Here is a 24,508-nt window from a genome sequence, read left to right as displayed (position 1 = left end):
GGGACGAGATGACCCAGCCGCAGACCCGGCAGCCCAAGCGGCTCGACCTGGAGCCCGACACCGTGGAACGCGACCTGGTCAAGCTGGTGCTGACCGTCGTGGAGCTGCTGCGGCAGCTGATGGAGCGGCAGGCGCTGCGCCGGTTCGACGCCGGTGACCTGAACGAGGAGCAGGAGGAGCGCATCGGGCTCACCCTGATGCTCCTGGACGACCGCATGACCGAGCTGCGCGAGCGCTACGGACTGCGCCCCGAGGACCTGAACCTGGACCTCGGCCCGCTCGGCCCCCTGCTGCCCCGCGACTGACACCGCACACGAGCCGCACACCTTGTACGCCATGTGAGTACGCCATACGAAGCCGCCCCGGGACCGAAGTCCCGGGGCGGCTTTTCAGGGCTCGTTCACCACCGATACCAGCGTCCCCTGGATCCGGATGCCGTCGTGCCGCGCAGCAGGAATCCGAGTAGCCACAGCACAATGACGATCAGAGCGATCCACCAGAGGATTTTCAGGGCGAATCCGGCGCCGAAAAGAATCAGGGCCAGAAGCAGTACGAGCAGGATGGGAACCATAGTCAGAACCTCCTGGCATACGTGTTGCCGGAATTCCGCGATTCAGACGCTCTTTCTGCACAGAATTTCTCCGTGCAGAACGGCGAACCAGCCGTCCTCCCGCTCGCCCCATTCCCGCCAGGCCTCCGAAACGGCCCGCAGTTCCGCCTCGGTGGCGTGGCCGCCCCCGACGGCGACGTCCGCGTACGCGGAGGCCAGGGTCCGGTCCGCCCACAGGCCGCTCCACCAGGCCCGCTCCTCGGGCGTGGCGAACGTCCAGGTGGCGGAGGTCGTGGTGATGTCGGTCAGCCCGGCCCGCAGCGCCCAGGACTTCAGCCGGCGCCCGGCGTCGGGCTCGCCGCCGTTGGCGCGGGCCACCCGCTGGTACAGCGCCGCCCAGGCGTCCATGCCGGGCGAGGCCGGGTACCAGGTCATCCCGGAGTAGTCGGAGTCCCGTACCGCGATGTAGCCACCCGGCCTGGTGACCCGCTGCATCTCGCGCAGCGCCCGAACCGGGTCGCCGACGTGCTGGAGCACCTGGTGGGCGTGGACGACGCAGAACGTGTCGTCCGGGTAGTCCAGGGCGTGGACGTCCGCCACGGCGAAGTCCACGTTGTCCAGGCCGCGTCCGGCCGCCGTCGCCCGGGCCTGCTCCAGCACCCCGGCCGCCCGGTCGACGCCGGTGACATGGCCGTCGGGGACCAGTTCCGCGAGGTCGGCGGTGATGGTGCCGGGCCCGCAGCCGATGTCCAAGATCTTCATATGGGGCTTCAGCGAGCCGAGCAGATAGCCGGCGGAGTTGGCGGCGGTCCGCCAGGTGTGCGACCGCAGCACCGACTCGTGGTGGCCGTGGGTGTAGACGGCGGTCTCCCGTGCTTCCGGCATGGCTGTGCCCCCTTCTCGGCGTGACGGCCCCGCGGGGCGGCAGACCCCGCGGGCGACATGGTCACCGTACGCCGGATGCCGAATGCTGAGACCATTCGTCTCGGCATCCGGGCTGACGGAACGTCAGTCAAGGCTTGCTCACCGCATCGGGCGGTAGACGGCGAGCGCCTCCGGTTCCTTCTCCAGCGTCACCTCGCCCGCCACCTCCGTGACTTCGCCGTCGTACGCCAGCAGCGTCCCCGGCTCCACGCCCGCGAGCCGCAGCCGGCCGACCGCCACGGCGGCGTGCGCGGGCGAGCGGGTCAGCGGGCCCGCGAAAGCGGCGGCGAGCAGCCGCAGCGCCGGCCGGCGGCCACCGTGCACCACCCGGACGTCGAGCAGCCCGTCGGCCAGGTCCCGGCGGCGGCCCGGCGCGAGGCCCATCCGGTGGTAGGTGCCGTTCCCGGCGAACAGCAGCCACAGCGGGCGCGGCCGGCCGCCCACCTCGGCCTCCAGCGGATGCCGGTCGGCGCGCAGCACCCGCAGCGCCGCCAGCATCCCGGCCGGCCAGCCGCCGATCCGGTGCGACCAGCGCTCGCGTTCGCGCACCAGCTCCGGATAGACGCCCAGGCTGCACGTGTTGAGGAAGATGCCCCGCCGCGCCCCGCACGAGAACCGGCCGACGTCCACCCGCACGCCCTCGCCCTCACGGACGGCCCGGGAGAAGGACCGTACGTCCTCCACGCCCAGGTCGAGGGCGAAGTGGTTGAGCGTGCCACCGGGCAGCACCGCGAGCGGCAGCCCGTGCCGCAGGGCGACCTCGGCGGCGGAGTTCACCGTGCCGTCACCGCCGCACACCCCCAGCACCCGGGCCCGCGCCGCGGCCTTCACCAGCTCGGACGGCACGTCCTCCGGCGCGCACTCCACCACCTCGGCACGCGGCAGCTCCTCGCGCAGCCCGCGCACCCGGTCCGAGGTGCCCGACGCCGTGTTGACGACGACGATCAGTCCCTCGCCCTCCGGCAGCGCCGGCAGCTCGGCGCGCGGCCGGGCGGGCGGCGCGTGCTGGTCGCGGGTCGGCACCATGCCCCGTACGGCGAACGCGGCGCCCACCCCGAGGGCGGCACCCGCGAGGACGTCGCTCGGGAAGTGCACCCCCGTGTAGACGCGGGACATCGCCACCGAGAACGCCACCGGCGCCACGGCGGCACCCCACGCCGGGGACTCCATGGCGACACCGGCCGCGAAGGCGGCCGCCGACGCCGAGTGCCCGGACGGGAACGACGTGGTGATCGGCTGCCGCTTCAGCTGCCGCACCACCGGCACCGGGTCGAGCGCCGGCCGGGGCCGGCGCACCGAGCGCTTGCCGAGGGTGTTGATGGTGGCGGAGGCCAGCGTCAGGGCGGCCAGCCCGCGCGCGGCGGCCCGGCGGCCCCTGGGCGTGCGGCTCGCCGCCATCGCGGCGGCCGTCGCGAACCACAGCACCCCGTGGTTGGCGCCGCGGCTCAGCCGGGGCAGCACGGGCTCGGCGGCCGGCCAGTGCCGTGCGGCGGCGAACTCGAACAGCCGGCAGTCGAGGGCGAGCAGCCGGTCGCGCAGCGGATGCGGGCCGGGCTTCGGGACGGTCAGATCGACGTCTGGGCTCATACAGGGCGGGTACCCTGAAGTGCCCGTTTCCTCTCCGCCCGGCCCGGGCCGGCACCCGGAGGACCGAATGCGCCTGCTCCTCGTCCGCCACGGCCAGACCCCGTCCAATGTGGAGTACCTGCTCGACACCAGGGTTCCGGGGCCGGGCCTGACCGAGCTGGGCGAGCGGCAGGCCGCCGCGCTGCCCGAGGCGCTGGCCGACGAGGACATCGAGGCCGTCTACGCCTCCACCATGCTCCGCACCCAGCTCACCGCCGCGCCGCTGGCCGCCGCCCGCGGGCTTCCCGTACACGTCCGGGACGGCATCCGGGAGCTGTCCGCGGGCGATCTGGAGATGCTGCCCGGCGGCTCCGAGCGGGGCCTGGAGTACATGCGCGTCGTGTTCGCCTGGGCCGCCGGGGACACCGGGCTGCGGATGCCCGGCGGGGAGAGCGGCGCGGAGGCCCTGGCCCGCTACGACGCCGTGGTCGAGGAGGCCGCCGGCGGCGGCGCCGGCACGGTCGCCCTGGTCAGCCACGGCGCGGCGATCCGGATGTGGACGGCGGCCCGCGCGCACAACGTCGATGTGCCGTTCGCCGCCGCGCACCCTCTCGACAACACCGGCGTGGTCGTCCTGGAGGGCTCACCGGCCGACGGCTGGAAGGCCCTCACCTGGGCGGGCGCCACGGTCGCCCCGGCGGGCGAGGGCGGCCCCACCGCCCGGCCCGTCGACACCGGGGGCGCGGGGCCGCAGCGGCCGAACGCCGCCGGATAACGGTTTGCCCCCGCCCGGGTGCCGCCCGCAGAATGCGGCCCCATGGGACATCTGGAAGCAGCACACCTCGAGTACCACCTCCCCGACGGGAGGGCACTGCTCGGCGATGTCTCCTTCCGGGTGGGCGAGGGCGCCGTCGTCGCCCTCGTCGGCCCCAACGGCGCCGGCAAGACCACCTTGCTGCGGCTGATCTCCGGCGAACTCACCCCGCACGGCGGCACCGTCACCGTCAGCGGCGGCCTCGGCGTGATGCGGCAGTTCGTGGGCTCCGTACGGGACGAGACGACCGTCCGCGACCTGCTCGCCTCGGTCGCGCCGCCGCGCATCCGCGAGGCCGCGCAGGCCGTCGACCGGGCCGAGCACGCGATCATGACCGTCGACGACGAGGCCGCCCAGCTCGCCTACGCGCAGGCCCTCGCCGACTGGGCGGAGGCACGCGGCTACGAGGCGGAGACGCTGTGGGACATGTGCACCATGGCCGCGCTCGGCGTGCCGTACGACAAGGCGCAGTTCCGTGAGGTGCGCACCCTCTCCGGCGGTGAGCAGAAGCGGCTGGTGCTGGAGGCGCTGCTGCGCGGCGGCGACGAGGTGCTGCTGCTCGACGAGCCGGACAACTACCTCGACGTGCCCGGCAAGCGCTGGCTGGAGGAGCGGCTGCGGGAGACCCGCAAGACCGTCCTGTTCGTCTCCCACGACCGGGAGCTGCTGGCCCGCGCCGCCGAGAAGATCGTCTCCGTCGAGCCGTCGCCCGCCGGCGCGGACGCCTGGGTGCACGGCGGCGGCTTCGCCACCTACCACGACGCCCGCCGCGAGCGCTTCGCCCGCTTCGAGGAACTGCGCCGCCGCTGGGACGAGAAGCACGCCCAGCTGAAGAAGCTGGTGGTGAACCTGCGGCAGGCCGCCTCGGTCAGCCATGAGATGGCGTCCCGGTACGCGGCCGCCCAGACCCGGCTGCGCAAGTTCGAGGAGGCCGGCCCGCCGCCGGAGCCGCCGCGCGAGCAGGACATCAGGATGCGGCTCAAGGGCGGCCGTACCGGCGTACGGGCCGTCACCTGCCAGGACCTGGAGCTGACCGGCCTGATGAAACCGTTCGACCTGGAGGTCTTCTACGGCGAGCGGGTCGCCGTCCTCGGTTCCAACGGCTCCGGCAAGTCGCACTTCCTGCGGCTGCTGGCCGGCGAGGACGTGGCGCACACCGGCACCTGGAAGCTCGGCGCGCGGGTCGTGCCCGGACACTTCGCGCAGACCCACGCCCATCCGGAGCTGATGGGCAGCACCCTGCTCGACATCCTCTGGCGGGAACACTCCCAGGACCGCGGCGCCGCCATGTCCCGGCTGCGCCGCTACGAGCTCACCGCCCAGGCCGAGCAGACCTTCGACCGGCTCTCCGGCGGCCAGCAGGCCCGCTTCCAGATCCTGCTGCTGGAGCTGGCCGGCGCCACCGCCCTGCTGCTCGACGAGCCCACCGACAACCTCGACCTGGAGTCCGCCGAGGCGCTCCAGGAGGGCCTGGAGGCCTACGAGGGCACGGTCCTCGCCGTCACCCACGACCGCTGGTTCGCCCGCTCCTTCGACCGCTTCCTGGTCTTCGGCAGCGACGGCCGGCTCCGCGAGACACCCGAGCCGGTCTGGGACGAACGGCGCGTGGAGCGGGCCCGCTAGGGCCGCACCCCGCCGCCGTACCCGGCCGCCGCACCCCGCCGCCGCACCCGGCCGGTCAGCTCCAGCGCAGCAGCGCGCCGAGGCCGCCCACCGGGACGTCCTCGCGCTGACCTTCCGCCGCCGGGGCCACCGAGATCGCCGGGGCCGCGGTCGTGACCGCCGAGCGGATCAGCGCGTCGTCGGCGCGGGCCGCCCAGGAGTGCTGCTCGCCGAGGATCTTCAGATCCGTCCGGCGCACCGCCAGCTGGTCCGGATCCTCACCGATCCACACCTGACGGTGGTTGTCGGGGCCGTCCGGGCGCACCAGCAGTTCGTCGATGCGATGCTCGCGCGCCGCCTCGACCAGCGCGGGCACGCCCTCCGCCGCCACCACACGCCCGTCGGCGTCCGGCGCGCGGCCCGCCAGGAACCGCTCCAGCTCGGCGTCCGCGCGGGCCCGCTCATGGTCGGCCCGGGCCTGCTCGACATCGGCGTCCAGAAGCCGGCTGCCCGCTCCGTGCGGGGCCTCGACCACCCGGTCGTGCAGCCGCTGCGGCAGCCGGTCGCGCACCGCGTGCCGCTCACGCTCCTCGCCCACCAGGATCAGCAGGTCGGCCCGCGTCTCCTCCTGGCACACGGCGAGCGCGTCGGCGATCTCCGCCGCGTTGTGCTCCCAGGTGTTCTCCACCCGCAGCTGGAAATGCCGCTCCGACCAGTCGGCCGAGCTGGTGCGGTGCACCGGCCACTGGCGGCCGGAGACCGACCCGATCCGCTCCTGGGTCACCGCGCTGCGCATCTCGAAGTCGGCGCCCTTGCGGTCGATGTACGCCACCACGCACACCGCGTCCTCGCCCTCCAGGTCCAGCAGCGGCGCGGTGCGCGGCAGCGGCGCGTACTCCGCCCAGCTGCCCCGCCGCGGCGGCCGGGCCAGCGAGGGATCGAGGACCACCTCACCCGAGCGGGCGAACAGGGCCCGGCCGTGGGGCTCGGGGGAGTGCCGCAGTTCCTCGATCGCGTCCCGTACGGCGTCGCAGGTCCGCTCGTCCGCGCCCTGGCCCCGCAGATCCCGGGCCATCGCCTCGGCCGTGAGGTGCCGCTGGTGTGCCGTGTCCTCCGCGCGCACCGACAGATCGACGTACACGGAGGCCCACGGGCCCGGATGTTCGTACAGTGGATTCAGGAACGCGAGGTCCATGGCTCCCTCCCGGATGCCTTGGGGGTAGTGCTCCCCGGGCGGGTACCCGAACCGTATGAACGAACACGACGAGCGGGGCACCACGATGACCGGAGTCGACCCGGGGCGGCTGGACGACCAGCAGCTCATGAAAGAGCTGGAGACCATCCACCGCACGCGCCACGACACGCTGCTCTACGGCTCGAACGACGCGCTGCGCGCCCACAACGACCGCATGGCCCAGCTGGAGGGCGAGTATCTGCGGCGCAACCCGCGCCGCTTCGTCTCCGCCTCCCGCACCCGTGACGGCGCCCGCGACCGCGCGGCCAACGCCGACGGCCGCGCCCCGGTCGGCAAGTGGGGCCCCGGGGACCGAGCGGCGAACCGGGAGCCGGCGCCGGGACGGACGCAGTAGCCGCCGCGGGCGCGCACAGAGCGCCGCCGGGAGGCCCGTGCAGGGGCGCTCCCGGCGGCGCGGTTCTGGTGGCGCGGTTCCGGCGGCCGGCGGCCACCGTCAGGCGCTCTCCTTCGCGAACACGTCGAGGAACGTCTCGCAGAACGCCTTCAGGTCGTCCGGCTTGCGGCTGGTGACCAGCTTGCCCGCGCCGCGCTCGCAGACGACGACCTGCTCGTCGACCCAGTCGCCGCCCGCGTTGCGGATGTCGGTCCGCAGGCTCGGCCAGGAGGTGAGTTCCCGGCCCCGTACGACGTCCGCCTCGACGAGCGTCCACGGGGCGTGGCAGATCGCCGCCACCGGGCGGCCCTGGGTGACGAAGTCCCGTACGAACGCCACGGCCTTCTCGTCCAGGCGCAGGAAGTCCGGGTTCGCCACTCCGCCGGGCAGCACGAGCCCGTCGAAGGAGTCGGCCGAGACCTCGCCGACGACCTCGTCCACGGGAAACGTGTCGGCCTTGTCGAGATGGTTGAAGGCCTGGATCTCCCCTGGCTTCGTCGACACGAGCACCGGCTGGTGGCCGGCGTCCGCGGCCGCCTGCCACGGGTCGGTCAGCTCGACCTGCTCGACGCCCTCGGGCGCGGTCAGGAATGCGATGCGCATGATGTCTTCGAGTCCTTTCGCGTCAGTGTGCGAGTTCGTCGGTACGGACGCCATGGGTACCGAGGCGCCTCATACGGCTCCCCGGAGGTCGGGTCCGGCCTCGTGGCCCGCGTCGTCCGGCGCGGCCCGGCTGATGTCGGCGAGCGCGCTGTCCGGGTCCTGCGCCACGGCCAGGTCACCGAGGCTCACCATCCCGACCGGCAGCCCGCGCTCGACCACGGGCAGCCGGCGCACCGCCTTCCGGCGCATCAGCGCCATCGCGGTCGACACCGGGTCGTCCGGGGCCACCACGGCCGGATGCGGGGTGCACACCTGTCCGGCGCTCACGGTCAGCGGGTCGGCGCCCTCGGCGACCGCCCGCACCGTGATGTCCCGGTCGGTGAGCACACCGACCACGTCCTGCCCGTCCGCCACCACCACGTCGCCGATGTCCTGCGAGCGCATCAGCCGCGCCGCTTCGACGAGCGAGGCGTCCGGGCGGACGGCCACCACACCCGGGGTCATCACCTCCCTCACGTAGTCGGCCATCAGGGCGCCTCCCAGCGTTCCCGGCGCACCAGTGCCTCGGCCAGCTCCTGCACGTTGCCGTAGCGCTCCGCGCGGGGCAGCCGCGTCAGCGGCTCGATCAGCGCGTCGGACGCGTGGCCGCGGCGCAGCGCGCCGATCAGCTCGCCCGGTCCCGCCGGGAACGGCTTGCGGCCGAGGACCCGGGCCAGTTCCAGCCGGGTCTCCTCCAGGGAGCCCATCCCCGGTCCGCCCGCCACGCGCAGATCGTCGTCGGCGGAGGGCTCGGGATCGTGCCACTCCTCGGTTCGGGTGGAGTGGCCCGACCGCAGCATGCCCTGCAGTTGGTGCTTCATCTCGTCGTCCCGGTGCACGCTCAGCCGGTCACTGCCTCGCTGCATGTCTCACTCCAGATCCTGGGGTGCGCACCGCGTACCCGAGGAGAGGGGGCCGACACCGGGTTTGCGCGCCCGATCGGGGGAGACCCGACGGTCACCCCCCGCGCCCCGTGACTCGCGGAAGGACACCCGGCCATGGCGATCTTCGCTGTGCTCATCCCGTTCCTGCTGCTCGGCGTGATGCTGGCCCTGGGCCGCTACGAGGAGCTGCTGCTGCCGACGGACCGGGAACCCGAGACGGCGGCCGAGCCGGCCGTGCCGGCCGTCCCGCGCTGACCCGCACCGACCCGCACCGACCCGCGGGAGCGGGCGGCTCAGAACGGGTAGTGGGCGTGCTGGGTGGCCAGGGTGACCCAGCGGGTGTGGGAGAACGCCTCGACGCCCCACCGGCCGCCGAACCTGCCGTACCCGGAGGCCTTGACGCCGCCGAACGGGGCCTGCGGCTCGTCCCCGACGGACTGGTCGTTGATGTGCACGATCCCGGTGCGCACCCGGCGGGCCACGCGCAGTCCATGGGTGCCGTTCTCGGTGATGATGCCGCAGGTCAGGCCGTTCTCGGTGGCGTTGGCGAGGGCGACGGCCTCGTCGTCGCCGGCGAACGTCGCCAGGGTGCACACCGGTCCGAACGCCTCCGCGAGGTGGATGTCCATCTCCTCGGTCACGCCGGTGAGCACCGTCGCCGGGTGCACCGCGCCCTCGGGCTCGCCGCCGCCGGTGAGCGCGGTGGCGCCCTTGGCCACGGCGTCCGCGACCAGCGCGGCGACCCGGCGGGCGGCGTCCTCGCTGACCAGCGGGCCGATGACGGTGCGCGGGTCGGCGGGGTCGCCGGACGGCAGGGCCGCCGCCTTGGCGGTGAACTTGCGGGTGAACTCCTCGGCCAGGCTCTCGTGGACGAGGACACGGTCGGCGGACATGCAGATCTGCCCGGCGTTCATGAACACGCCGAACACGGCGGCGTCCACGGCGTGGTCGACATCGGCGTCGTCCAGGACGATGACCGCGTTCTTGCCGCCCAGCTCCAGCACGGCCGGCTTCAGATGCGTCGCCGCGTGGGCGCCGACGACCCGGCCGACACGGGTGGAGCCGGTGAAGTTGACGGCCCGCACGCGCGGGTCGGCGATCAGCGCCTCGGCGACGACCGCGGCGTCCTCGCGCGCGTTGGTGACCACGTTCAGCACCCCGTCGGGCAGCCCGGCCTCGCGCAGTACGTCGGCGACCAGGTGGCCGCAGGCGATCGGCGCGTCCTCGCTGGGCTTGAGCACGACGGTGTTCCCGGCCGCGAGCGGCGCGGCCACCGCGCGGACACCGAGGATGACCGGCGCGTTCCACGGCGCGAACGCGGCGACCACGCCGAGCGGTTCCCGGACCGCGAGACCGAGCACGCCCTCCTCCTGGGCGCTGAGCACCTCGCCGCGCGGCGCGGTGACACAGGCGCCCGCCTCGCGCAGCGTCTGCGCGGCGAGCATGACGTTGAAGTGCGCCCAGGGCCGGGTGGCGCCCACCTCGTGGGCCATGAGCTCGGCGACCCGCTCGGCGCGGGCGTCGAGCAGGTCGGCGGCCTTGAGGAAGATCGCACGGCGGGCGAAGGGGCCGAGCGCGGCCCACGCCTCGAACGCGGCGTCGGCGGCGGCCACGGCCCGCTCCACGTCCTCCGGTCCGGCGGCGGCCACCGTCGCGTACGTGTCCCCGGTGAAGGGGCTGGTGTCCGCGGTGGTGCGGCCGGAGGCAGCGGGAGTCTCCTTGCCGCCTATGAGGAGGTCACGGGTGACGGTCATCGGAGGAGCCCTTCGCGTGTTCGCCTGGTGAACAGTGGTTCACTTCGCCGTTCCGGCGAGTCTGCGGCTGCCGGGAACCGCCTGTCAATGGACGACGCGAGGCATTGACGTCCGCTGTGCGGGCGACGACACTCGCTGCACTCACCGGTGAACCAAGTTTCACTATGCGAACGACCGGTGTGGCCCCGCATCCGCTCTCCCGTATCACCCAGGGACAGACATGACCTCATCCGCCGCCCCCGGCAAGGACGCCGCCGACGGCCGCCCCGCCCACACCTTCCGCTCCGTCTTCCCCGTGCTCGCCCTGTGCTGGCTCGCCGTCTTCTTCGACGGCATGGACGTCAACATCTACGGCGCGGTGATGCCGTACATGCTCGACGACCCAGGGCTCGGCCTGACCGCCTCGGACGCCGGCACCATCGGCAGCTGGACCACCTTCGGCATGCTGATCGGCGCGCTGCTCGCCGGGAACGTCACCGACTGGCTCGGCCGCCGGCCCATGCTCGTCGGCAGCGTGACGCTGTTCTCGCTCGGCTCCGCGCTGTGCGCCGCCGCCGGCAGCGCGGGCACGTTCGGCGCCGGACGGTTCGTCGCGGGCCTCGGCCTCGGCGGGCTGATGCCGCTGTGCCTGGCGATGGTGCTGGAGTTCGCCCCGCCGCGCCGGGCCGCGCTCACCACCGGCCTGCTGATGACCTCGTACCACGCGGGCGGCATGGCGGCCACCGGCCTCGGCATGACCCTGGCGCCCGCCGCGGGCTGGCGCTGGGTCTTCTGGGCGGGCGTCCTGCCGGCCGTCGTGGCCGTCCCGCTGCTGCTGCGGCTGCTGCCCGAGTCACCGGTCGTGCTGCTGGCCCGCGGCCGCCGCGAGGAGGCCGTCGCCGTCGCCGACCGCTACGGCCTGCCCCGCCCCGTCCCCGTCGTCGCGCCCGCCGCCGGCGCGAAGGGGCGCCTGGCCGCCATCCGCGAACTGTTCCGCCCCGAGGCCCGCTTCGCCACCCCGCTGCTGTGGCTGGCGTCCTTCTGCGGGCTGCTGCTGGTCTACGGCGTCTCCACCTGGCTGCCGCAGATGATGCGCTCCTCCGGCTACGGCCTGGACTCCTCGATCAGCTTCCTGATGGTGATCAACGCGGGCGGCATCGTCGGCATGCTCGTCGCGGGCCGCACCGCCGACCGCTTCGGCGCCGTCCGGGTCTCGGCGATCTGGTTCCTGCTCACCGCCGCCGGCGCCCTGCTGCTCCAGGCGCATCTGCCGCTCGGCGTGACCTACGTGGTCGTCGCCGTCACCGGTGTCTGGCTGTTCAGTGCCCAGGTCATGGTCTACGCCGCCACCGGCACCGTCTACCGCGACAGCGAGCGGGCGGCCGGGCTCGGCTGGGTCACCGGCATCGGCCGCACCGGCGCGATCGTCGGCCCCTGGCTGATCGGCGTCCTCGCCCAGGGCGGCAACGAGAGCTGGGGCTTCACCACCTTCGCCCTCACCGGCGCGGTCGGCGCCCTGGCCATCGCGCTGGTGCCGCTCGCCCGCCGCCTCGGCGACCGGCGCGCCGGGACACCCACCACCGCGACCGCCCGGGCCTGACGGCCTCAGAGCGCCGGCACCTCGGTGAACCGTCCGGCGATGTGCAGATCGGCCTCGATCCCGGTCACCGCGGCCCGCAGCTCGGGCAGCACCTCGGCGACACAGGCGTCGGCGGTGCGGTGGCTGGCGTGCATGGCCACGTTGGCGGCGGCCACCACGGTGCCGGAGCGATCGCGCACCGGCACCGCGATCGAGCGCAGGCCGACCTCCAGCTCCTCGTCGACCAGGGCGTAGCCGTCCTGCCGCACCCGGTGCAGCAGGGCGGCGAGGTCGTCCGGGTCGGTGACGGTGTGCGCGGTGAGCGGGACGAGATCGGTGCGGGCGAGGCGCACCGCGCGTGCGGTGGACGGCAGCCCGGCGAGCAGCACCCGGCCCATCGAGGTCGCGTACGCCGGGAAACGGGTGCCGACCGTGATGTCGGCGGTCATGATCCGCCGGGCCGCCGCGCGGGCCGTGTAGCGCACGTCGTCACCGTCGAGCACGGCCAGCGAGGCGGAGTCGTGCAGCCGCTCGGCGAGGGCGGCCAGGTGCGGGGCGGCGATCCGCGACAGCGTGGTCCGCGACAACGGTGCGAAGCCCAGCGCCAGCACGTGCGGCGTGAGGCGGAAGGTGCGCCCGTCCTGCCGTACGTAGCCGAGGTGTTCGAAGGTGATCAGGGCCCGGCGGGCGGTGGCCCGGGCGAGCCCGGTGGCCTCGGCGACGGCGGTCAGGGTGAGCGCGCCGCGGCCCTCGCCGAAGGCGGTCAGCACGGTCAGCCCGCGCGCCAGCGACTCGTTGAACGTGCGGCCCAGCTCCTGCTTCGAGGCGCCGGTCCAGGAGGCGAGCCCCGACGGGCCGGGCGCGTGCGGGACGCCGGCCGGGGCCCGGCCCAGCTCCCGCTCCATCGCGGTGACGGCCGCCCGCAGCCGCGGCAGCAGCCGCTCGCGCAGCGACCCCACGCTGTGCCGGCTGGTGTGACTGACCACGCTCGCCGCGCAGACCACCTCGCCGTCCGGGCCGTGCACGGGCGCGGCCAGCGCGATCAGGCCGGGTTCGATCAACTGGTCGTCCAGCGCCCAGCCCCGCTCGCCGGCGAGCGCCACCGCGGCGGCGAACTCCGCCTCCGAGGGGCGCTCCGCCGTCCGGCGCGGCGGAAGCGCCGGAAAGCCCTCCTCGGCGGGGTCGGCGGCGCGCCGGTCGCGCCAGCGCGCCCACTCCGCCTCGCTCCAGCGGACCGCGAACAGCGCGCCGGGCGCGGTGCGTTCGGCGGGCAGCGGATCGCCGATCCGGAAGCTCACGGACATGGTGCGGCGCCGGGTGGTCTGGTGGATGAACCGGATGCCGTCACCGTCGGGCACCGCGAGGGACACCGACTCGTCCAGCTCGTCGGCGAGCGCGTGCGCGGCCGGCCCGAGCAGGGCGGGCAGCCGCAGCGCGCCCAGGTAGGCGTTGCCCAGCTCCATCAGCCGGGGCGCGAGCAGCACGGTCCGCCCGTCGAGGCGGACGTACCCCATGCGGGCCAGGGTGCCGACGACCCGGTCCAGGGTGGAGCGGGCCAGGCCCGTCGCCCGCTCCAGGTCGGCGAGGGTGAGCACACCGTCGGCGTCGGTGAGCCGGCGCAGCACGGTGAGGCCGCGCATCAGCGGCGCGACGGCCTCCGCCGGCACCGCCTCGGTGGGCTCCGCGGTCGGGGCGTGGGTCGGGGGCATGGCGTGCTCCGTGCTCCGTGCTCGGGTCGGGATCGGGTGAACGCTAACGCGTGGCGGGCCGCCGTGCGCACGGCCGGGGGTGTTGACACCCGAGGCGCGGGCGAAGAGACTGCGGCCGACAAGAGTGAAGAATACTTCACTATGCGAACAACGCGTACTCACCACCGTCAACACAGGAAAGGGGCTGCGCCATGACGTACCCGAGCCGCACCCGTGTGGGCATCGTCGGCGCCGGACCCGCGGGACTGCTGCTCGCCCGGCAGCTGCACCGGCAGGGCATCGACTGCGTCGTCCTGGAGAGCCGGGACCGCGCCTACGTCGAGCAGCGCCAGCGCGCCGGGATCCTGGAACAGGGCACCGTGGACGCCCTGCGCGAGGTCGGCGCCGCGGACCGGCTGGAGCGCGAGGGCATGCCGCACGACGGCATCGAGCTGCGCTTCGACGGCCGCGCCCACCGCGTCGACTTCCCCTCCCTGACCGGCGGACGCAAGGTGTGGGTCTACGCCCAGACCGAAGTCGTCAAGGACCTCGTCGCACTCCAGCTCAAAGAGGGCCCTACGCTGCTGTTCGAGGCCCAGGCGCTCGCCGTCGAGGGCGCGGACACCGACAGCCCCGTCATCCGCTACACCCACGCCGGCGCCGAGCACACCCTCACCTGCGACTGGGTGGTCGGCTGCGACGGCTACCACGGAGTGACCCGGCGCGCCGCGCCCGAGGGCACCCTCACCACGTACGAACGCACCTACCCCTACTCCTGGTTCGGCATCCTCGCCGACGCCCCGCCCGCCTACGACGAGCTGATCTACGCCCACTCCGAGCACGGCTTCGCCCTCGCCAGCATGCGCTCCCCGCAGGTCAGCCGGCTCTACCTGCAAGTCCCCAACGGCACCGACCCCGACGACTGGTCCGACGAGCGGATCTGGGACGAGCTGGACCGGCGGCTGGGCGCCGACGGCACCTGGCGGCTGAACCGCGGACCCATCACCGCGCGGTCGGTGCTGCCCATGCGCAGCTCGGTGACCGAGCCGATGCGCTTCGGCCGGGTCCTGCTGGCCGGCGACGCCGCGCACATCGTGCCGCCCACCGGCGCCAAGGGCCTCAACCTGGCCGCGGCCGACGTGGTGGTCCTGGCCCGCGCCTTCGCCCACCTGCACACCACCGGCTCCACCGCGCTGCTGGACGCCTACTCCGACACCTGCCTGCGCCGGGTGTGGCGCGCGGAGCACTTCTCGTACTTCATGACCTCCACGCTGCACACCGACCCGGCACAGTCCCCCTTCGACACCCGCCTCCAGCTCTCCCAGCTGGACCGCGTCACCACCTCCCCGCACGCCGCGGCCGAACTCGCGGCCAACTACGCGGGACTGCCGATGAGCTGAGCCGGGCGTGACGGGCCGCCGTCCAGGGCGGCCCCCGGCTCCTGGAGGACGCCGGCCCCCGAGGCGTCTCCCGGTGCCGCCGCGCGGTGGCGTCTCCCGGTGCCGTCAGGAGTCGGTGCTCTCCGCCGGCTCCTGTTTCGTCAGCCCGGACCGCAGCCTCTTCGCGGCGGGTCTCACCTTGTCGTTCCAGAAGGGCTTGACATGGGGAGCGACGAGAAGGGCACCCACGACGACTCCGCCGATCGCCAGCACCTTCCAACCGGGCTGAGAGTCGTCGTCATCGCCGCTGCCTCCGGGGTCCGCGAAGGGCTCGTACGGCGAAGTGCCCTCCGCAGTGCCCTCTTCCTCGGCGGGAGAGATTCCCGCGTCGACGCCTCCGTGGCCGGCCTCCATGTCGGCCCTGAGCGCCGCTGCGGTCTCGTCGCTCCAAGTGCGGGTCTCCCAACTCGGGTTGTACTGCGCGTACCCGCCCGTGCCACGCGAGTGGTACGTCTCCTCCCCGTACCGCTGCCCCTTCTCGGTGAGCCCGTACGCGCCCGGGCTTCCGTACAGGTAGCCATGGTCCTTGAGGAGCTCGTTCATCTCGCGTGCCGTTCGGCCGAACTCCTGGCCCAGCACCCGTGCCGACTTCCCCATCGATCAGCGCCCCTCTTCCCCTCGGCAGCGGCCTGCGCGAAGGCGTGCATCGTATCCAGCGGGGCGGTCGGTCGGCTCGGTGTTCCGCCGGGGTGCCGGACGCTGATCCTCCTGGCCACCGTCGTCAGGCGCGGGGCGACCCGCGTCGTCGCGTCCAGGGCACCCCGCAGGCGTGGGTCCCGGCGTCACGGGACGACACCTCGGCGACAGCGACCCGGCGCTGAGCGGTCCGACCGTGCAGCACCGGCAGCCCGCCGGCAGGTCGCCCCACTTGACATGTGGTCAGGTGGGGATCTGTCACCAGCCGTCCGCCTCGGCCCGAGCGGTCGTTCAGGCCGAGGTCCGGGCGGTCGCGCGTGCGTTCGTTCCCCGGTGAGCGGGCCTACTTCCGCTCCCGCCCCGGCAGGAACTCCTGCACCTTCGCCTTGAACCCCTGCTTGACCATCGACCCGCGGTCCGCGTCGCCCTTCAGGATCGCCGCGGCCGTGGCCTCCATCTGCTCCCAGGTGGCGTGCGGCGGGACCGGCGGCACGGCCGGGTCGGTCAGGAACTCGATCACCGCCGGACCGTCCGCCGCCAGCCCGGCCCGCCAGGCCGCCTCGACGTCCTCCGGCTTCTCCACCCGGATACCGGTCAGCCCCAGCGAACGGGCGAACGCGGCGTACTGCACGTCCGGCAGCTCCTGCGACGGCAGGAAGGACGGCGCGCCACCCATGGCCCGCATCTCCCAGGTGACCTGGTTCAGATCGCGGTTGTTCCACACCCCGATCACCAGCCGCGGATCCTCCCACTGGTCCCGGTACTTGGCCGCCGTGATCAGCTCCGCCAGCCCGTTCATCTGCATCGCCCCGTCACCGACCAGCGCGATCGCGGGCCGGTCCGGGTGGGCGAACTTCGCGCCGATCGCGTACGGCACCCCGCAGCCCATGGTCGCCAGCGTTCCCGACAGCGAGCCCCGCATCCCCGGGCGCATGGTCAGATGCCGGGCGTACCAGTTGGCGACCGAGCCCGAGTCCGAGGTGACGATCGCGTCGTCCGGCAGCAACGGGTCCAGCGCCCGCGCCACCTGCTCCGGGTTGACCGGGTCGGCGGAGACCGCGGCCCGGCGCTCCATCACATCCCGCCAGCGCCGTACGTTGTCGCACACCGTGTCGAACCACTCGCGGCCGCGCGCCTCCTCCGACATCAGCATCGGGATCAGCCGCCGCAGCGTCTCCTTCGCGTCACCGACCAGGTTCACCTCGTACGGGTAGCGCATCCCGATCATGTGCGGATCGAGGTCGATCTGGACACCGCGCGCCTTGCCGAACTCCGGCAGGAACTGCGAGTACGGGAACGAGGAGCCGATCGTCAGCAGGGTGTCGCAGTCCCGCATCAGCTCGTACGACGGCCGGGTGCCCAGCAGGCCGATCGAGCCGGTGACGTACGGGAGTTCGTCGCTCAGGACGTCCTTGCCGAGGAGCGCCTTGGCCACGCCCGCGCCGAGCAGTTCGGCGATCCGCTCCACCTCGGCACGCGCCCCGGCCGCGCCCTGGCCGACCAGGATCGCCACCTTGTCGCCGGAGTCCAGGATCTCCGCCGCCCGCCGCAGCGACTCCTCCGACGGCACCGAGGTCCACTCGCTGCGGTCCAGGCTGGACGGCACCATCTTGAACTCGTGGGTGGGCGGCGAGTAGTCCAGCTCCTGGACGTCGCCCGGGATGATGACCGCGGTCGGGCAGCGGCGCGCGTACGCGGTGCGCAGCGCCCGGTCCAGCACGTTCGGCAGCTGCTCGGGGACCGTCACCGTCTCCACGAACTCCGAGGCGACGTCCTTGAACAGCGTGTGCAGGTCGACCTCCTGCTGATAGGAGCCGCCCATCGCGGTGCGGTGCGTCTGCCCGACGATCGCCAGCACCGGCACATGGTCCAGCTTGGCGTCGTACAGGCCGTTCAGGAGGTGGATCGCTCCCGGTCCCGACGTGGCCGCGCACACTCCGACCCGGCCGCTGAACTTGGCGTAGCCGACGGCCTGGAACGCGGACATCTCCTCGTGCCGCGACTGCACGAATTGCGGCCGGTTCCCGGCCCGGCCCCAGGCGGCGAGCAGACCGTTGATGCCGTCGCCGGGATACCCGAAGACGTGCTCCACACCCCATTCGCGCAGCCGTTCGAGGACATGGTCGGCGACCTTCGTGCTCATGGACGGACCTCCCGGAGATGACGGACGTGGTCGGCAGCTGCCCGAGTCACCCCGCGAGGCCGTGGAAAACCTCCGGGTCACCCGGCGGGACGACCCCGCGTTTGCCCGCCGGGGCGCAGGGCAGGCGCACCTCAGTGCTTCGGACCGGAGGCACCCCCGTGGCGGACGGCCGCATGTCGCCCCCGGTGCGTCTCCTCCGGACCGCGCGCCCGCTCCCACGGTGACCGTCCCACCCAGAACACCCCACAAGGGAGTTGTGGCGCACCATGCGAACCCCAGCGAGCACCCGGCACCATCCGCACGACGACGCTCCCGACACCGCGGACGCGTTCCGCCGGCTCGCCGCCCTGCCCCCCGGACCCGAGCGCGACGCGCTCCGCGACCGGATCGTCGAGGCCTGGCTGCCCATGGCCGACCGGATCGCCGCACGCTTCCGCAGTCGCGGGGAGAACCTGGAGGACCTGCGGCAGGTCGCCGCGCTCGGACTGGTGAAGGCCGTCGACCGGTACGACCCCGAACTCGGCAACGCCTTCGAGAGCTACGCCGTCCCCACCGTCACCGGTGAGATCAAGCGCCACTTCCGGGACCACATGTGGACCGTGCACGTGCCGCGCCGGGTGCAGGAGCTGCGCAACCGCGTGCGGTCCGCCTGCCAGGAGCTGTCCCAGACGCCCACCGGACAGCGGCCCGGCGTCCCCGAGATCGCCGCCCACCTCGGGCTGCCCGAGGACGACGTACGGGCCGGTCTCGAGGCGCTGGAGAGCTTCAGCGCGCTCTCGCTCGACGCCGAGCTGTCCGGCGGCGAGGACGGCTTCTCCCTGGGCGACGCGCTCGGCGGGCCGGACCCCGCGCTGGACACCGTCGTCGACCGCGAGGCCGTCCGCCACCGGCTGGCGGCGCTTCCCGAGCGGGAGCGCGAGATCCTGTACCTGCGCTTCTTCGGCGACATGACGCAGAGCCGGATCGCCGAGGAGATGGGCATCTCCCAGATGCACGTCTCCCGACTGATCAGCCGCAGCTGCCGACGCGTCCGGGAGCAGGTCCTTGGCGGAGCGTGAGCCGGAGGACGGGCGCGGGGGTCCGTCGGGTGGACCCGGCCGCCCCGCACCCGGACCCGACCGTGCGGGAGGTGGGTCCGGCCGTCAGGCCGGTGTGGGGCGGGTGGCGGCGGTGGTGTGGCTGGTCGCGGGCGTCGGGCGCATCGTCACCCTGTTGCTCCGGTTCTTCCCGCGAATGGGTGTCGGCCGCGCGCGGTGCGGGTGGGCAGCGGATGTGATGGCTGGGTGTCCGCCGTTGCCTTCCGGGCTGGGAGTCCGCCATGCGTCGCGCCGCTCGTGTCCTGTCCGTCGTCGTGCTGACCGCGGCCGTGGTGGGTGGCGGTGCCTCGACGGTGACCGCCGAACCCGCCGCCGAGGTGAGCCCCAGCCGGGTCGCTCCGGGCGGGACCGTCACCGTGGCGGTGAGCTGCGACCCGCTCGGCGGCACGGCGCCGGAGGTCATGGAGGCCACCTCGCAGGCCTTCGAGGACGGGATGACCGAACTCCTGCTGGTCGAGGGGAACGACGACGCGCTCTCCGGACCGGCCTACGAGGGCACCGCGCTGATCGTCCTTCCCGAGGACATCGAGGGCGTGGACACCGGCAGCGAGGGCTCGGCCTGGACCGTGGACGGCACCTGCCCGGCCGCGCCCGGCGGGCAGGGCAAGCCGTGGAGCGCCACCTTCACCGTCTCCTCGCAGAGCGGCCACCCCACCCCGCACCCCTCGAAGGGCGGCCACACCCCGCCCCCCTCGTCCCACCACTCCTCGCACCCCTCGCCCGCCTGCCCCGAACCGAAGGACACCCGCTGCGGCACGGCGGTCGTCCAGCGCGGCGTGCGGGCCGGCAAGGGCGGCGCCTTCGCCGGCTCCGTGCCCGCCTTGGTGCTGGGCGGGCTGCTGATCGCCGGCGCCGTCGGCGGTGCCGTCTACCGGCTGCGACCCAAGGGCTCCCGGCCCGACGCCTGACCCGGTGACCCGCTGGGTACGCACAAGCGCGAGGGCCCGATCCGCACCGCACGACCCGGGACATCACCCACGGACCAGGGAGCAGGCCACGAGCGAGCACGACGGGACGGTGAGACGGCACGACGCCGACGGCAGCGCGGAGGACCCCATGCGGACGGAACCCGAAGGCCACGGCCCCGTCCGCTACGGGCCGCCACCGCCCGGCGACGGGCTGCCCGTGCTGCCGGAACTGGCCGGCGTCCTCGCCGCGGCGGCGCACCGCGGCGGCCCCGAACCCGTCGGCGGCGGCCCCGCCCTGCTGGAGGCCGGCTGCGGCTACTGGGCCCGGCGCGGCCTCGCCACCGCCCCCGAGCACACCGTGGCCGCCCCCGGCGCTCCCGCCGTCCTGCTGGCGCTGACCGCCGCGCTCGGCGGTGACGTCCTGGTGCCGCGGCCCTGCGCCGCCTGGTGGGCGCCGTACGCGCGGCTGCTCGGCCGGCCCGTCTTCCACGTCGCCACCCCGGCCGAGTGCGGCGGCGTACCCGACCCGTACGCCCTGCTGGAGACCGTGCGCCGGGTGCGTGCCGAGGGCGGCGACCCGCGGCTGCTGGTGCTCTCCGTCGCCGACGACCCGACCGGCACCGTCGCCCCGCCGGAGGTGCTGCACGAGGCCCTGGAGGCCGCCGCGGGCGAAGGGCTGCACCTGGTCAGCGACGAGACCTGGCGCGACACCGTGCACGACCCGCACGAGACGGTGCTGTTCAGCCCCGCCGAGATGCTGCCGGACCGGGTCACCGTCGTCACCGACCTCGCCGGTGCGCTGCTGCCGCCGGGCTGGCCCGCCGCCGTCGCCCGCTTCCCCGCCGGTCCCACCGGGGACGGCCTGCGCGCCCGGGTGCTCGACGTGTTCACCGCGCTCGACGCCCGGATCGCCTCCCCGGTGGCCGCCGCGGCCGCCTACGCCCTCGGCGAGCCGGAACCGGTCACCGAGCGGGTCACCGCCGCCGTCCGCCTGCACGCGCGCGTGGCCGACGCGATGCACCGGACGGTCGTCGCCGCCGGCGGGCTCGCCCTGCCGCCGCGGGCCGGCCGCCATCTCTACGCCGACCTGGGGCCGCTCAGGTCCGCGCTCACCGCGCGCGGCGTGACCGACGCACAGGAACTGGAGGACTACCTCACCACCCGGCTCGGCATGCCCGCGCCCGGCGGCCACCGCTTCGGCGACGACCTCGGCGCGCTGCGGGTCCGGCTGTCCACCGGCGCCCTGCTGGGCGGCTCGGACGCCGACCGCGCGGAATCCCTCCGCTCACCCGCGCCGCTCGAACTGCCACACCCGCACCGCTCGTTGATCACCTTGAGGTCCGTCCTCGGTGACCTCCGCGACGACGCTCAGCGATGGGAGCCTCCGCGATGACGCAGCAGTCCGAGTCGGCCGGGAGCACAACGGCCCGGGAGGCCGGCGACCCGGCGGCCGCCGCCCCCCTCGCGCCCCTGTCACCACCGCTCGCCGCACCGCGCCCGCCGGGGGAGCGCAGGGTCTGGCCGCGCTCCTTCCACGACCGGCTGACCGCCCCGCTGCCCGGCATCAAGGCCCTCGCCCGTTTCGCCCGCGAGGGCGCCGTGCGGCCCGGCAAGGAGGGCCTGGCCGACATCCCACGGCTGCCGTACGCCCCCGCACCGCTGCCCCGCGTGGACGCCCGCACCCTCGCCGTCACCTGGGCCGGACACGCCAGCTGGGTGGTGCGCGTCGGCGGGCTCACCGTGCTCACCGACCCGGTCTGGTCCCGGCGCATCATCGGCACCCCCGCGCGGATCACCCCCGTCGGCGTGCCCTGGAGCGAGCTGCCCCGCGTGGACGCGGTCGTCATCAGCCACAACCACTACGACCACCTCGACGCGCCCACGCTGCGCCGGCTGCCGCGCGAGACACCGGTGTTCGTCCCCGCCGGACTGGGCCGCTGGTTCCGCCGCCGGCGCTTCACCACCGTCACCGAACTGGACTGGTGGGAGGCGTCCGAAGTGGGCGGCGTCCGCTTCGACTTCGTGCCCGCCCACCACTGGTCCAAGCGCAGTCTGACCGACACCTGCCGCTCCCTGTGGGGCGGCTGGGTGCTCACCGCGCCCGACGGCCGGCGCGTCTACTTCGCCGGCGACACCGGCTACGGCCACTGGTTCGGCCGTATCGGGCGCCGCTACCCCGGCATCGACCTCGCCCTGCTCCCCATCGGCGCCTACGACCCCCGCTGGTGGCTCAGCGACGTCCACTGCGACCCGGAGGAGGCGGTCGCCGCCGCCCAGGACCTCGGCGCCCGCCGGATGGCCCCCATGCACTGGGCCACCTTCGTCCTGTCCGCCGAACCGGTCCTGGAACCCCTCACCCGCGTCCGCGCGGCCTGGCAGGAGGCGGGTCTGGCCCGCGAGGACCTGTGGGACATGCCGGTGGGCGGTTCCCGCCTGCTGGAGTGAAGCACGCGCGCCGCCGGGTCCCCACCGGACGCCGGGAACCCCGGCCGCCACCGCCCCCACCTTCACCCCCCGGTCCCCGCCCCCCGCAGCCGCCGCCACACCCCCGGGGCCACGCTGATCAGCAGGGTCAGGACGATCGCGGCGAGCACGCCCTCCCAGGGCTCCGGGAAGAGGGAGCCGCCGAGGATGCCGATCAGCTGGTAGGTCACCGCCCAGGCGAGGCACGCGGGCAGATTGCCGCGGGCGAAGCGGCGCAGCGGCCATTCGGCGACCAGGCAGGCCAGCATCACCGGCAGCCGGCCGGCGGGTATCAGCCGGGACAGCACGAGCACCGCCACACCGTGCGCGGCCAGCTTCTCCTGGGCCTGGGCCAGCCGCTCCTCGGGCGCCCGGTTGCGGATCGCGGCGAGCCAGCGCGAGCCGTTCCTCGACCGCATCCCACGCCGCCCCAGCCAGTACAGCGTGATGTCCCCGAGGAACGCGGCCAGCGACGCCGTCACGAACAGCAGCGCCAGCGAGAACGGCGCCGCCCGATGGAACGCCACCACCGCCGCCGAACTGACCAGCGCCCCGGTGGGCACCACCGGAACCAGCGCCCCGAGCAGCACGAGCACGAACAGCGTCGGATAGCCGAAGGCCTGCTGGGTGGAGGCGGGCGACACCGCCTCGAACCAGCTCACCCTGCGACCTTCGGCCGCACGCTCTCGCCGTGCGCGAGCCGGTGCACGGCCACCCCGGGCGCCCGCTCGGCCGCCAGCCGGACGAACTCGTCGCCGGGCGCGTGGAACTCGTGGGGGCGCACCGCGTCCATCCCGATCGGCCAGTACGTGCCGTAGTGCACCGGCACCGCGCTGAGCGGCGCCAGCCGGGCCAGCGCCTGCGCGGCCCGCCCGGCGTCCAGATGCCCGTCGCCGAGGTACGGCCCCCAGCCGCCCACCGGCAGCAGCGCCACGTCGACCGGCCCCGCCTCCTCGGCCATCGCGTCGAACAGCCCGGTGTCCCCGGCGAAGTACGTCCGTGCCTCGCCCTCGACGACGTAGCCGAGCGCGGGGGAGCGGTGCGGGCCGAGCGGCAGCCGCCGCCCGTCGTGCAGCGCGGGCACGGCTCGCACGACCAGATCGCCGACCGTCACCCGGTCACCGGGCGCCACCTCCGTCATCCGCAGATGAGTGAGCCGGCGCAGTCCCGGCACCGCCCGTGGTGCGCCCCGGGGCACGAGCAGGCGCGTGCCCGGCGCGAGCCGCGCGAGCGACGGCACGTGCAGATGGTCGGCGTGCAGATGCGAGACGACCGCGACGTCCGCGCGCCATGCCTCCGGCGGGGGCAACGCCCCGCGCCGGCGCCGCAGATGCGCGAGCCGGCGTGCGAACAACGGATCGGTGAGCACACGTACGTCCGAATCCTCGACCGTGCAAGTGGCGTGACCCCACCAGGTGATCTCCACCGGCACCTCTTTGCCTCCTTCGCGCGACTCCCCGAAGCCTACGGGCAGGAGTAGGGTCGGCGGCGAAACCCTAAGGTGAGGGGGACGCCATGGGAGAAGGCCCCGGGCCGGTCCGCGTCACGGCGATCGCCAGTCTGACGCCACTGGAGGAACTGGACGTCGACCCCTTCCTGGTGGACTCCCGCAGCCAGCACGCCATGTGCGCCCACTGGGCCGCCGAACGCGGCTACGTCGTCACCCGCGAGCTGCTGGTGCGCGCGCTGCGCCCGGACCACTGTCTGCTGTGGGACGGGGTGCGGCCCGGCTTCGACCTGTTCGTCGCCCCCAGCCGCCGGGTGCTGGAGAGCGCCCTTGCGAACGTCGAGGAGTTCACCGCCGAGTGCGCCCGGCGCGGAGTGCGGGTGGAGACCGTGGGCCGCGCGGAGCCCTGCTACGACGCCCAGATGAAGGCCCGCGTCCACCGCAGGCTGTCGATGCCGACGGCCGGGTACGACGGCCGCTAGGCCGTGTCCGCGAAGTCCCTCCTGCCCCGCGACGCCTGGCACGCACTCTCGCCGCACCGGACACCGTCCCGAGTACGCCCGGTACGAGGGACCCCGTCCGGCACGCCGAGAGCACGCACCAGACGCCGCAAGCCCGCCCTCGGGCGGACGAAGGGACTTCGCGGACACGGCCTTAGGACCCGCCCCGGCCCGCGCCCCCGCCTGCCCCCGGTCCACCCCCGTACCGCCCCCGGCCTGCCCCGGTCCGCCCCCGGCCCGCGTCGGCCGGTGTGACACGCTGGGG

General features: G+C 74.3%; 25 protein-coding genes. 12 read left to right on the top strand and 13 right to left on the bottom strand.

Annotated elements, in window-relative coordinates; all coding sequences use genetic code 11:
- Window positions 1-8 precede the first annotated feature (8 nt).
- Complete coding sequence (locus ABT232_RS20460) at window positions 9-305, top strand: gas vesicle protein K (protein ID WP_351841826.1); 297 nt, start codon at window positions 9-11, stop codon at window positions 303-305.
- A 95-nt stretch (window positions 306-400) separates the two neighbouring features.
- Here the strand turns inward: ABT232_RS20460 and ABT232_RS20455 are convergent, their stop codons facing one another.
- The 3 genes from ABT232_RS20455 to ABT232_RS20445 all read right to left on the bottom strand — a co-directional run bounded on the left by ABT232_RS20455 (window position 401) and on the right by ABT232_RS20445 (window position 3,061).
- Window positions 401-571, bottom strand: a complete 171-nt coding sequence (locus ABT232_RS20455; RefSeq protein ID WP_351841824.1) for a hydrophobic protein — start codon at window positions 569-571, stop codon at window positions 401-403.
- 42 nt (window positions 572-613) lie between these two features.
- Window positions 614-1,435 carry a methyltransferase domain-containing protein gene (locus ABT232_RS20450; protein ID WP_351841822.1) on the bottom strand — a complete coding sequence of 274 codons (822 nt, stop codon included), beginning with the start codon at window positions 1,433-1,435 and terminating at the stop codon, window positions 614-616.
- A gap of 138 nt (window positions 1,436-1,573) precedes the next feature.
- Window positions 1,574-3,061 (bottom strand): bifunctional phosphatase PAP2/diacylglycerol kinase family protein, encoded by a 1,488-nt coding sequence (locus tag ABT232_RS20445; protein WP_351841820.1) that lies wholly within the window; start codon window positions 3,059-3,061, stop codon window positions 1,574-1,576.
- Between the two features lie 67 nt (window positions 3,062-3,128).
- Here ABT232_RS20445 and ABT232_RS20440 point away from each other — a divergent pair, with 67 nt between their 5' ends.
- Complete coding sequence (locus ABT232_RS20440; protein WP_351841818.1) at window positions 3,129-3,815, top strand: histidine phosphatase family protein; 687 nt, start codon at window positions 3,129-3,131, stop codon at window positions 3,813-3,815.
- A 42-nt stretch (window positions 3,816-3,857) separates the two neighbouring features.
- Entirely contained in the window at window positions 3,858-5,477 is a 1,620-nt protein-coding gene (locus ABT232_RS20435; protein WP_351841816.1) for an ABC-F family ATP-binding cassette domain-containing protein, read from the top strand.
- A gap of 55 nt (window positions 5,478-5,532) precedes the next feature.
- On the opposite strand, the gene ABT232_RS20430 is transcribed toward ABT232_RS20435, so the two are convergent.
- On the bottom strand, window positions 5,533-6,651 hold the full coding sequence (locus tag ABT232_RS20430; RefSeq protein WP_351841814.1) for a baeRF2 domain-containing protein: 1,119 nt from the start codon (window positions 6,649-6,651) through the stop codon (window positions 5,533-5,535).
- Window positions 6,652-6,706: 55 nt separating this feature from the next.
- Here ABT232_RS20430 and ABT232_RS20425 point away from each other — a divergent pair, with 55 nt between their 5' ends.
- On the top strand, window positions 6,707-7,045 hold the full coding sequence (locus tag ABT232_RS20425; RefSeq protein ID WP_351841812.1) for a DUF6158 family protein: 339 nt from the start codon (window positions 6,707-6,709) through the stop codon (window positions 7,043-7,045).
- A gap of 99 nt (window positions 7,046-7,144) precedes the next feature.
- Here ABT232_RS20425 and ABT232_RS20420 read toward each other — a convergent pair whose 3' ends face one another.
- The 3 genes from ABT232_RS20420 to ABT232_RS20410 form a co-directional block, all read right to left on the bottom strand.
- A complete protein-coding gene (locus ABT232_RS20420; protein WP_351841810.1) occupies window positions 7,145-7,687 on the bottom strand; it encodes a type 1 glutamine amidotransferase domain-containing protein in 543 nt (180 codons plus the stop codon).
- 69 nt (window positions 7,688-7,756) lie between these two features.
- Window positions 7,757-8,215 carry a CBS domain-containing protein gene (locus ABT232_RS20415; RefSeq protein WP_351841808.1) on the bottom strand — a complete coding sequence of 153 codons (459 nt, stop codon included), beginning with the start codon at window positions 8,213-8,215 and terminating at the stop codon, window positions 7,757-7,759.
- Complete coding sequence (locus tag ABT232_RS20410; RefSeq protein ID WP_351841807.1) at window positions 8,215-8,592, bottom strand: DUF2795 domain-containing protein; 378 nt, start codon at window positions 8,590-8,592, stop codon at window positions 8,215-8,217. The genes ABT232_RS20415 and ABT232_RS20410 overlap by 1 nt, the downstream gene beginning before the upstream one ends.
- A gap of 132 nt (window positions 8,593-8,724) precedes the next feature.
- Between ABT232_RS20410 and ABT232_RS20405 the strand changes: the two genes are divergently transcribed.
- Entirely contained in the window at window positions 8,725-8,865 is a 141-nt protein-coding gene (locus tag ABT232_RS20405; RefSeq protein ID WP_351841806.1) for a hypothetical protein, read from the top strand.
- A 38-nt stretch (window positions 8,866-8,903) separates the two neighbouring features.
- Here the strand turns inward: ABT232_RS20405 and ABT232_RS20400 are convergent, their stop codons facing one another.
- Window positions 8,904-10,364 (bottom strand): aldehyde dehydrogenase family protein, encoded by a 1,461-nt coding sequence (locus tag ABT232_RS20400; RefSeq protein ID WP_351841804.1) that lies wholly within the window; start codon window positions 10,362-10,364, stop codon window positions 8,904-8,906.
- Window positions 10,365-10,584: 220 nt separating this feature from the next.
- Between ABT232_RS20400 and ABT232_RS20395 the strand changes: the two genes are divergently transcribed.
- Window positions 10,585-11,943 (top strand): MFS transporter, encoded by a 1,359-nt coding sequence (locus ABT232_RS20395; protein ID WP_351841802.1) that lies wholly within the window; start codon window positions 10,585-10,587, stop codon window positions 11,941-11,943.
- Window positions 11,944-11,948: 5 nt separating this feature from the next.
- On the opposite strand, the gene ABT232_RS20390 is transcribed toward ABT232_RS20395, so the two are convergent.
- The gene (locus tag ABT232_RS20390; RefSeq protein WP_351841800.1) at window positions 11,949-13,631 is read right to left on the bottom strand and encodes an IclR family transcriptional regulator domain-containing protein; all 1,683 of its coding nucleotides are present in this window, start codon (window positions 13,629-13,631) and stop codon (window positions 11,949-11,951) included.
- 191 nt (window positions 13,632-13,822) lie between these two features.
- On the opposite strand from ABT232_RS20390, the gene ABT232_RS20385 reads away from it, so the two are divergent.
- On the top strand, window positions 13,823-15,010 hold the full coding sequence (locus ABT232_RS20385; RefSeq protein ID WP_351841798.1) for a 4-hydroxybenzoate 3-monooxygenase: 1,188 nt from the start codon (window positions 13,823-13,825) through the stop codon (window positions 15,008-15,010).
- Between the two features lie 105 nt (window positions 15,011-15,115).
- Here the strand turns inward: ABT232_RS20385 and ABT232_RS20380 are convergent, their stop codons facing one another.
- Window positions 15,116-15,646, bottom strand: a complete 531-nt coding sequence (locus tag ABT232_RS20380; protein ID WP_351841796.1) for a hypothetical protein — start codon at window positions 15,644-15,646, stop codon at window positions 15,116-15,118.
- 382 nt (window positions 15,647-16,028) lie between these two features.
- Complete coding sequence (locus ABT232_RS20375) at window positions 16,029-17,828, bottom strand: thiamine pyrophosphate-requiring protein (protein ID WP_351841794.1); 1,800 nt, start codon at window positions 17,826-17,828, stop codon at window positions 16,029-16,031.
- Between the two features lie 266 nt (window positions 17,829-18,094).
- Here ABT232_RS20375 and ABT232_RS20370 point away from each other — a divergent pair, with 266 nt between their 5' ends.
- The 4 genes from ABT232_RS20370 to ABT232_RS20355 all read left to right on the top strand — a co-directional run bounded on the left by ABT232_RS20370 (window position 18,095) and on the right by ABT232_RS20355 (window position 22,278).
- On the top strand, window positions 18,095-18,886 hold the full coding sequence (locus tag ABT232_RS20370) for an RNA polymerase sigma factor SigF (protein ID WP_351841792.1): 792 nt from the start codon (window positions 18,095-18,097) through the stop codon (window positions 18,884-18,886).
- Window positions 18,887-19,146: 260 nt separating this feature from the next.
- A complete protein-coding gene (locus tag ABT232_RS20365) occupies window positions 19,147-19,833 on the top strand; it encodes a hypothetical protein (protein WP_351841790.1) in 687 nt (228 codons plus the stop codon).
- A 148-nt stretch (window positions 19,834-19,981) separates the two neighbouring features.
- On the top strand, window positions 19,982-21,226 hold the full coding sequence (locus ABT232_RS20360) for an aminotransferase class I/II-fold pyridoxal phosphate-dependent enzyme (protein ID WP_351841910.1): 1,245 nt from the start codon (window positions 19,982-19,984) through the stop codon (window positions 21,224-21,226).
- Window positions 21,223-22,278: an MBL fold metallo-hydrolase gene (locus ABT232_RS20355; protein ID WP_351841788.1), complete on the top strand. Its 1,056-nt coding sequence runs from the start codon at window positions 21,223-21,225 to the stop codon at window positions 22,276-22,278. Before ABT232_RS20360 ends, ABT232_RS20355 begins: the two co-directional genes overlap by 4 nt.
- A gap of 62 nt (window positions 22,279-22,340) precedes the next feature.
- Here the strand turns inward: ABT232_RS20355 and ABT232_RS20350 are convergent, their stop codons facing one another.
- Both ABT232_RS20350 and ABT232_RS20345 read right to left on the bottom strand, forming a co-directional pair.
- A complete protein-coding gene (locus ABT232_RS20350) occupies window positions 22,341-22,958 on the bottom strand; it encodes a DedA family protein (RefSeq protein ID WP_351841787.1) in 618 nt (205 codons plus the stop codon).
- A complete protein-coding gene (locus ABT232_RS20345) occupies window positions 22,955-23,728 on the bottom strand; it encodes an MBL fold metallo-hydrolase (RefSeq protein WP_351841785.1) in 774 nt (257 codons plus the stop codon). The genes ABT232_RS20350 and ABT232_RS20345 overlap by 4 nt, the downstream gene beginning before the upstream one ends.
- 83 nt (window positions 23,729-23,811) lie before the next feature.
- Here ABT232_RS20345 and ABT232_RS20340 point away from each other — a divergent pair, with 83 nt between their 5' ends.
- The gene (locus tag ABT232_RS20340) at window positions 23,812-24,225 is read left to right on the top strand and encodes a hypothetical protein (protein ID WP_351841783.1); all 414 of its coding nucleotides are present in this window, start codon (window positions 23,812-23,814) and stop codon (window positions 24,223-24,225) included.
- Window positions 24,226-24,508 lie beyond the last annotated feature (283 nt).

The organism is Streptomyces sp. NPDC001532 (genome assembly GCF_040298625.1).
GTDB lineage: Bacteria > Actinomycetota > Actinomycetes > Streptomycetales > Streptomycetaceae > Streptomyces.
Note: the sequence above shows the minus strand (reverse complement) of the source record. Positions and strands in the feature narration are given on the sequence as shown.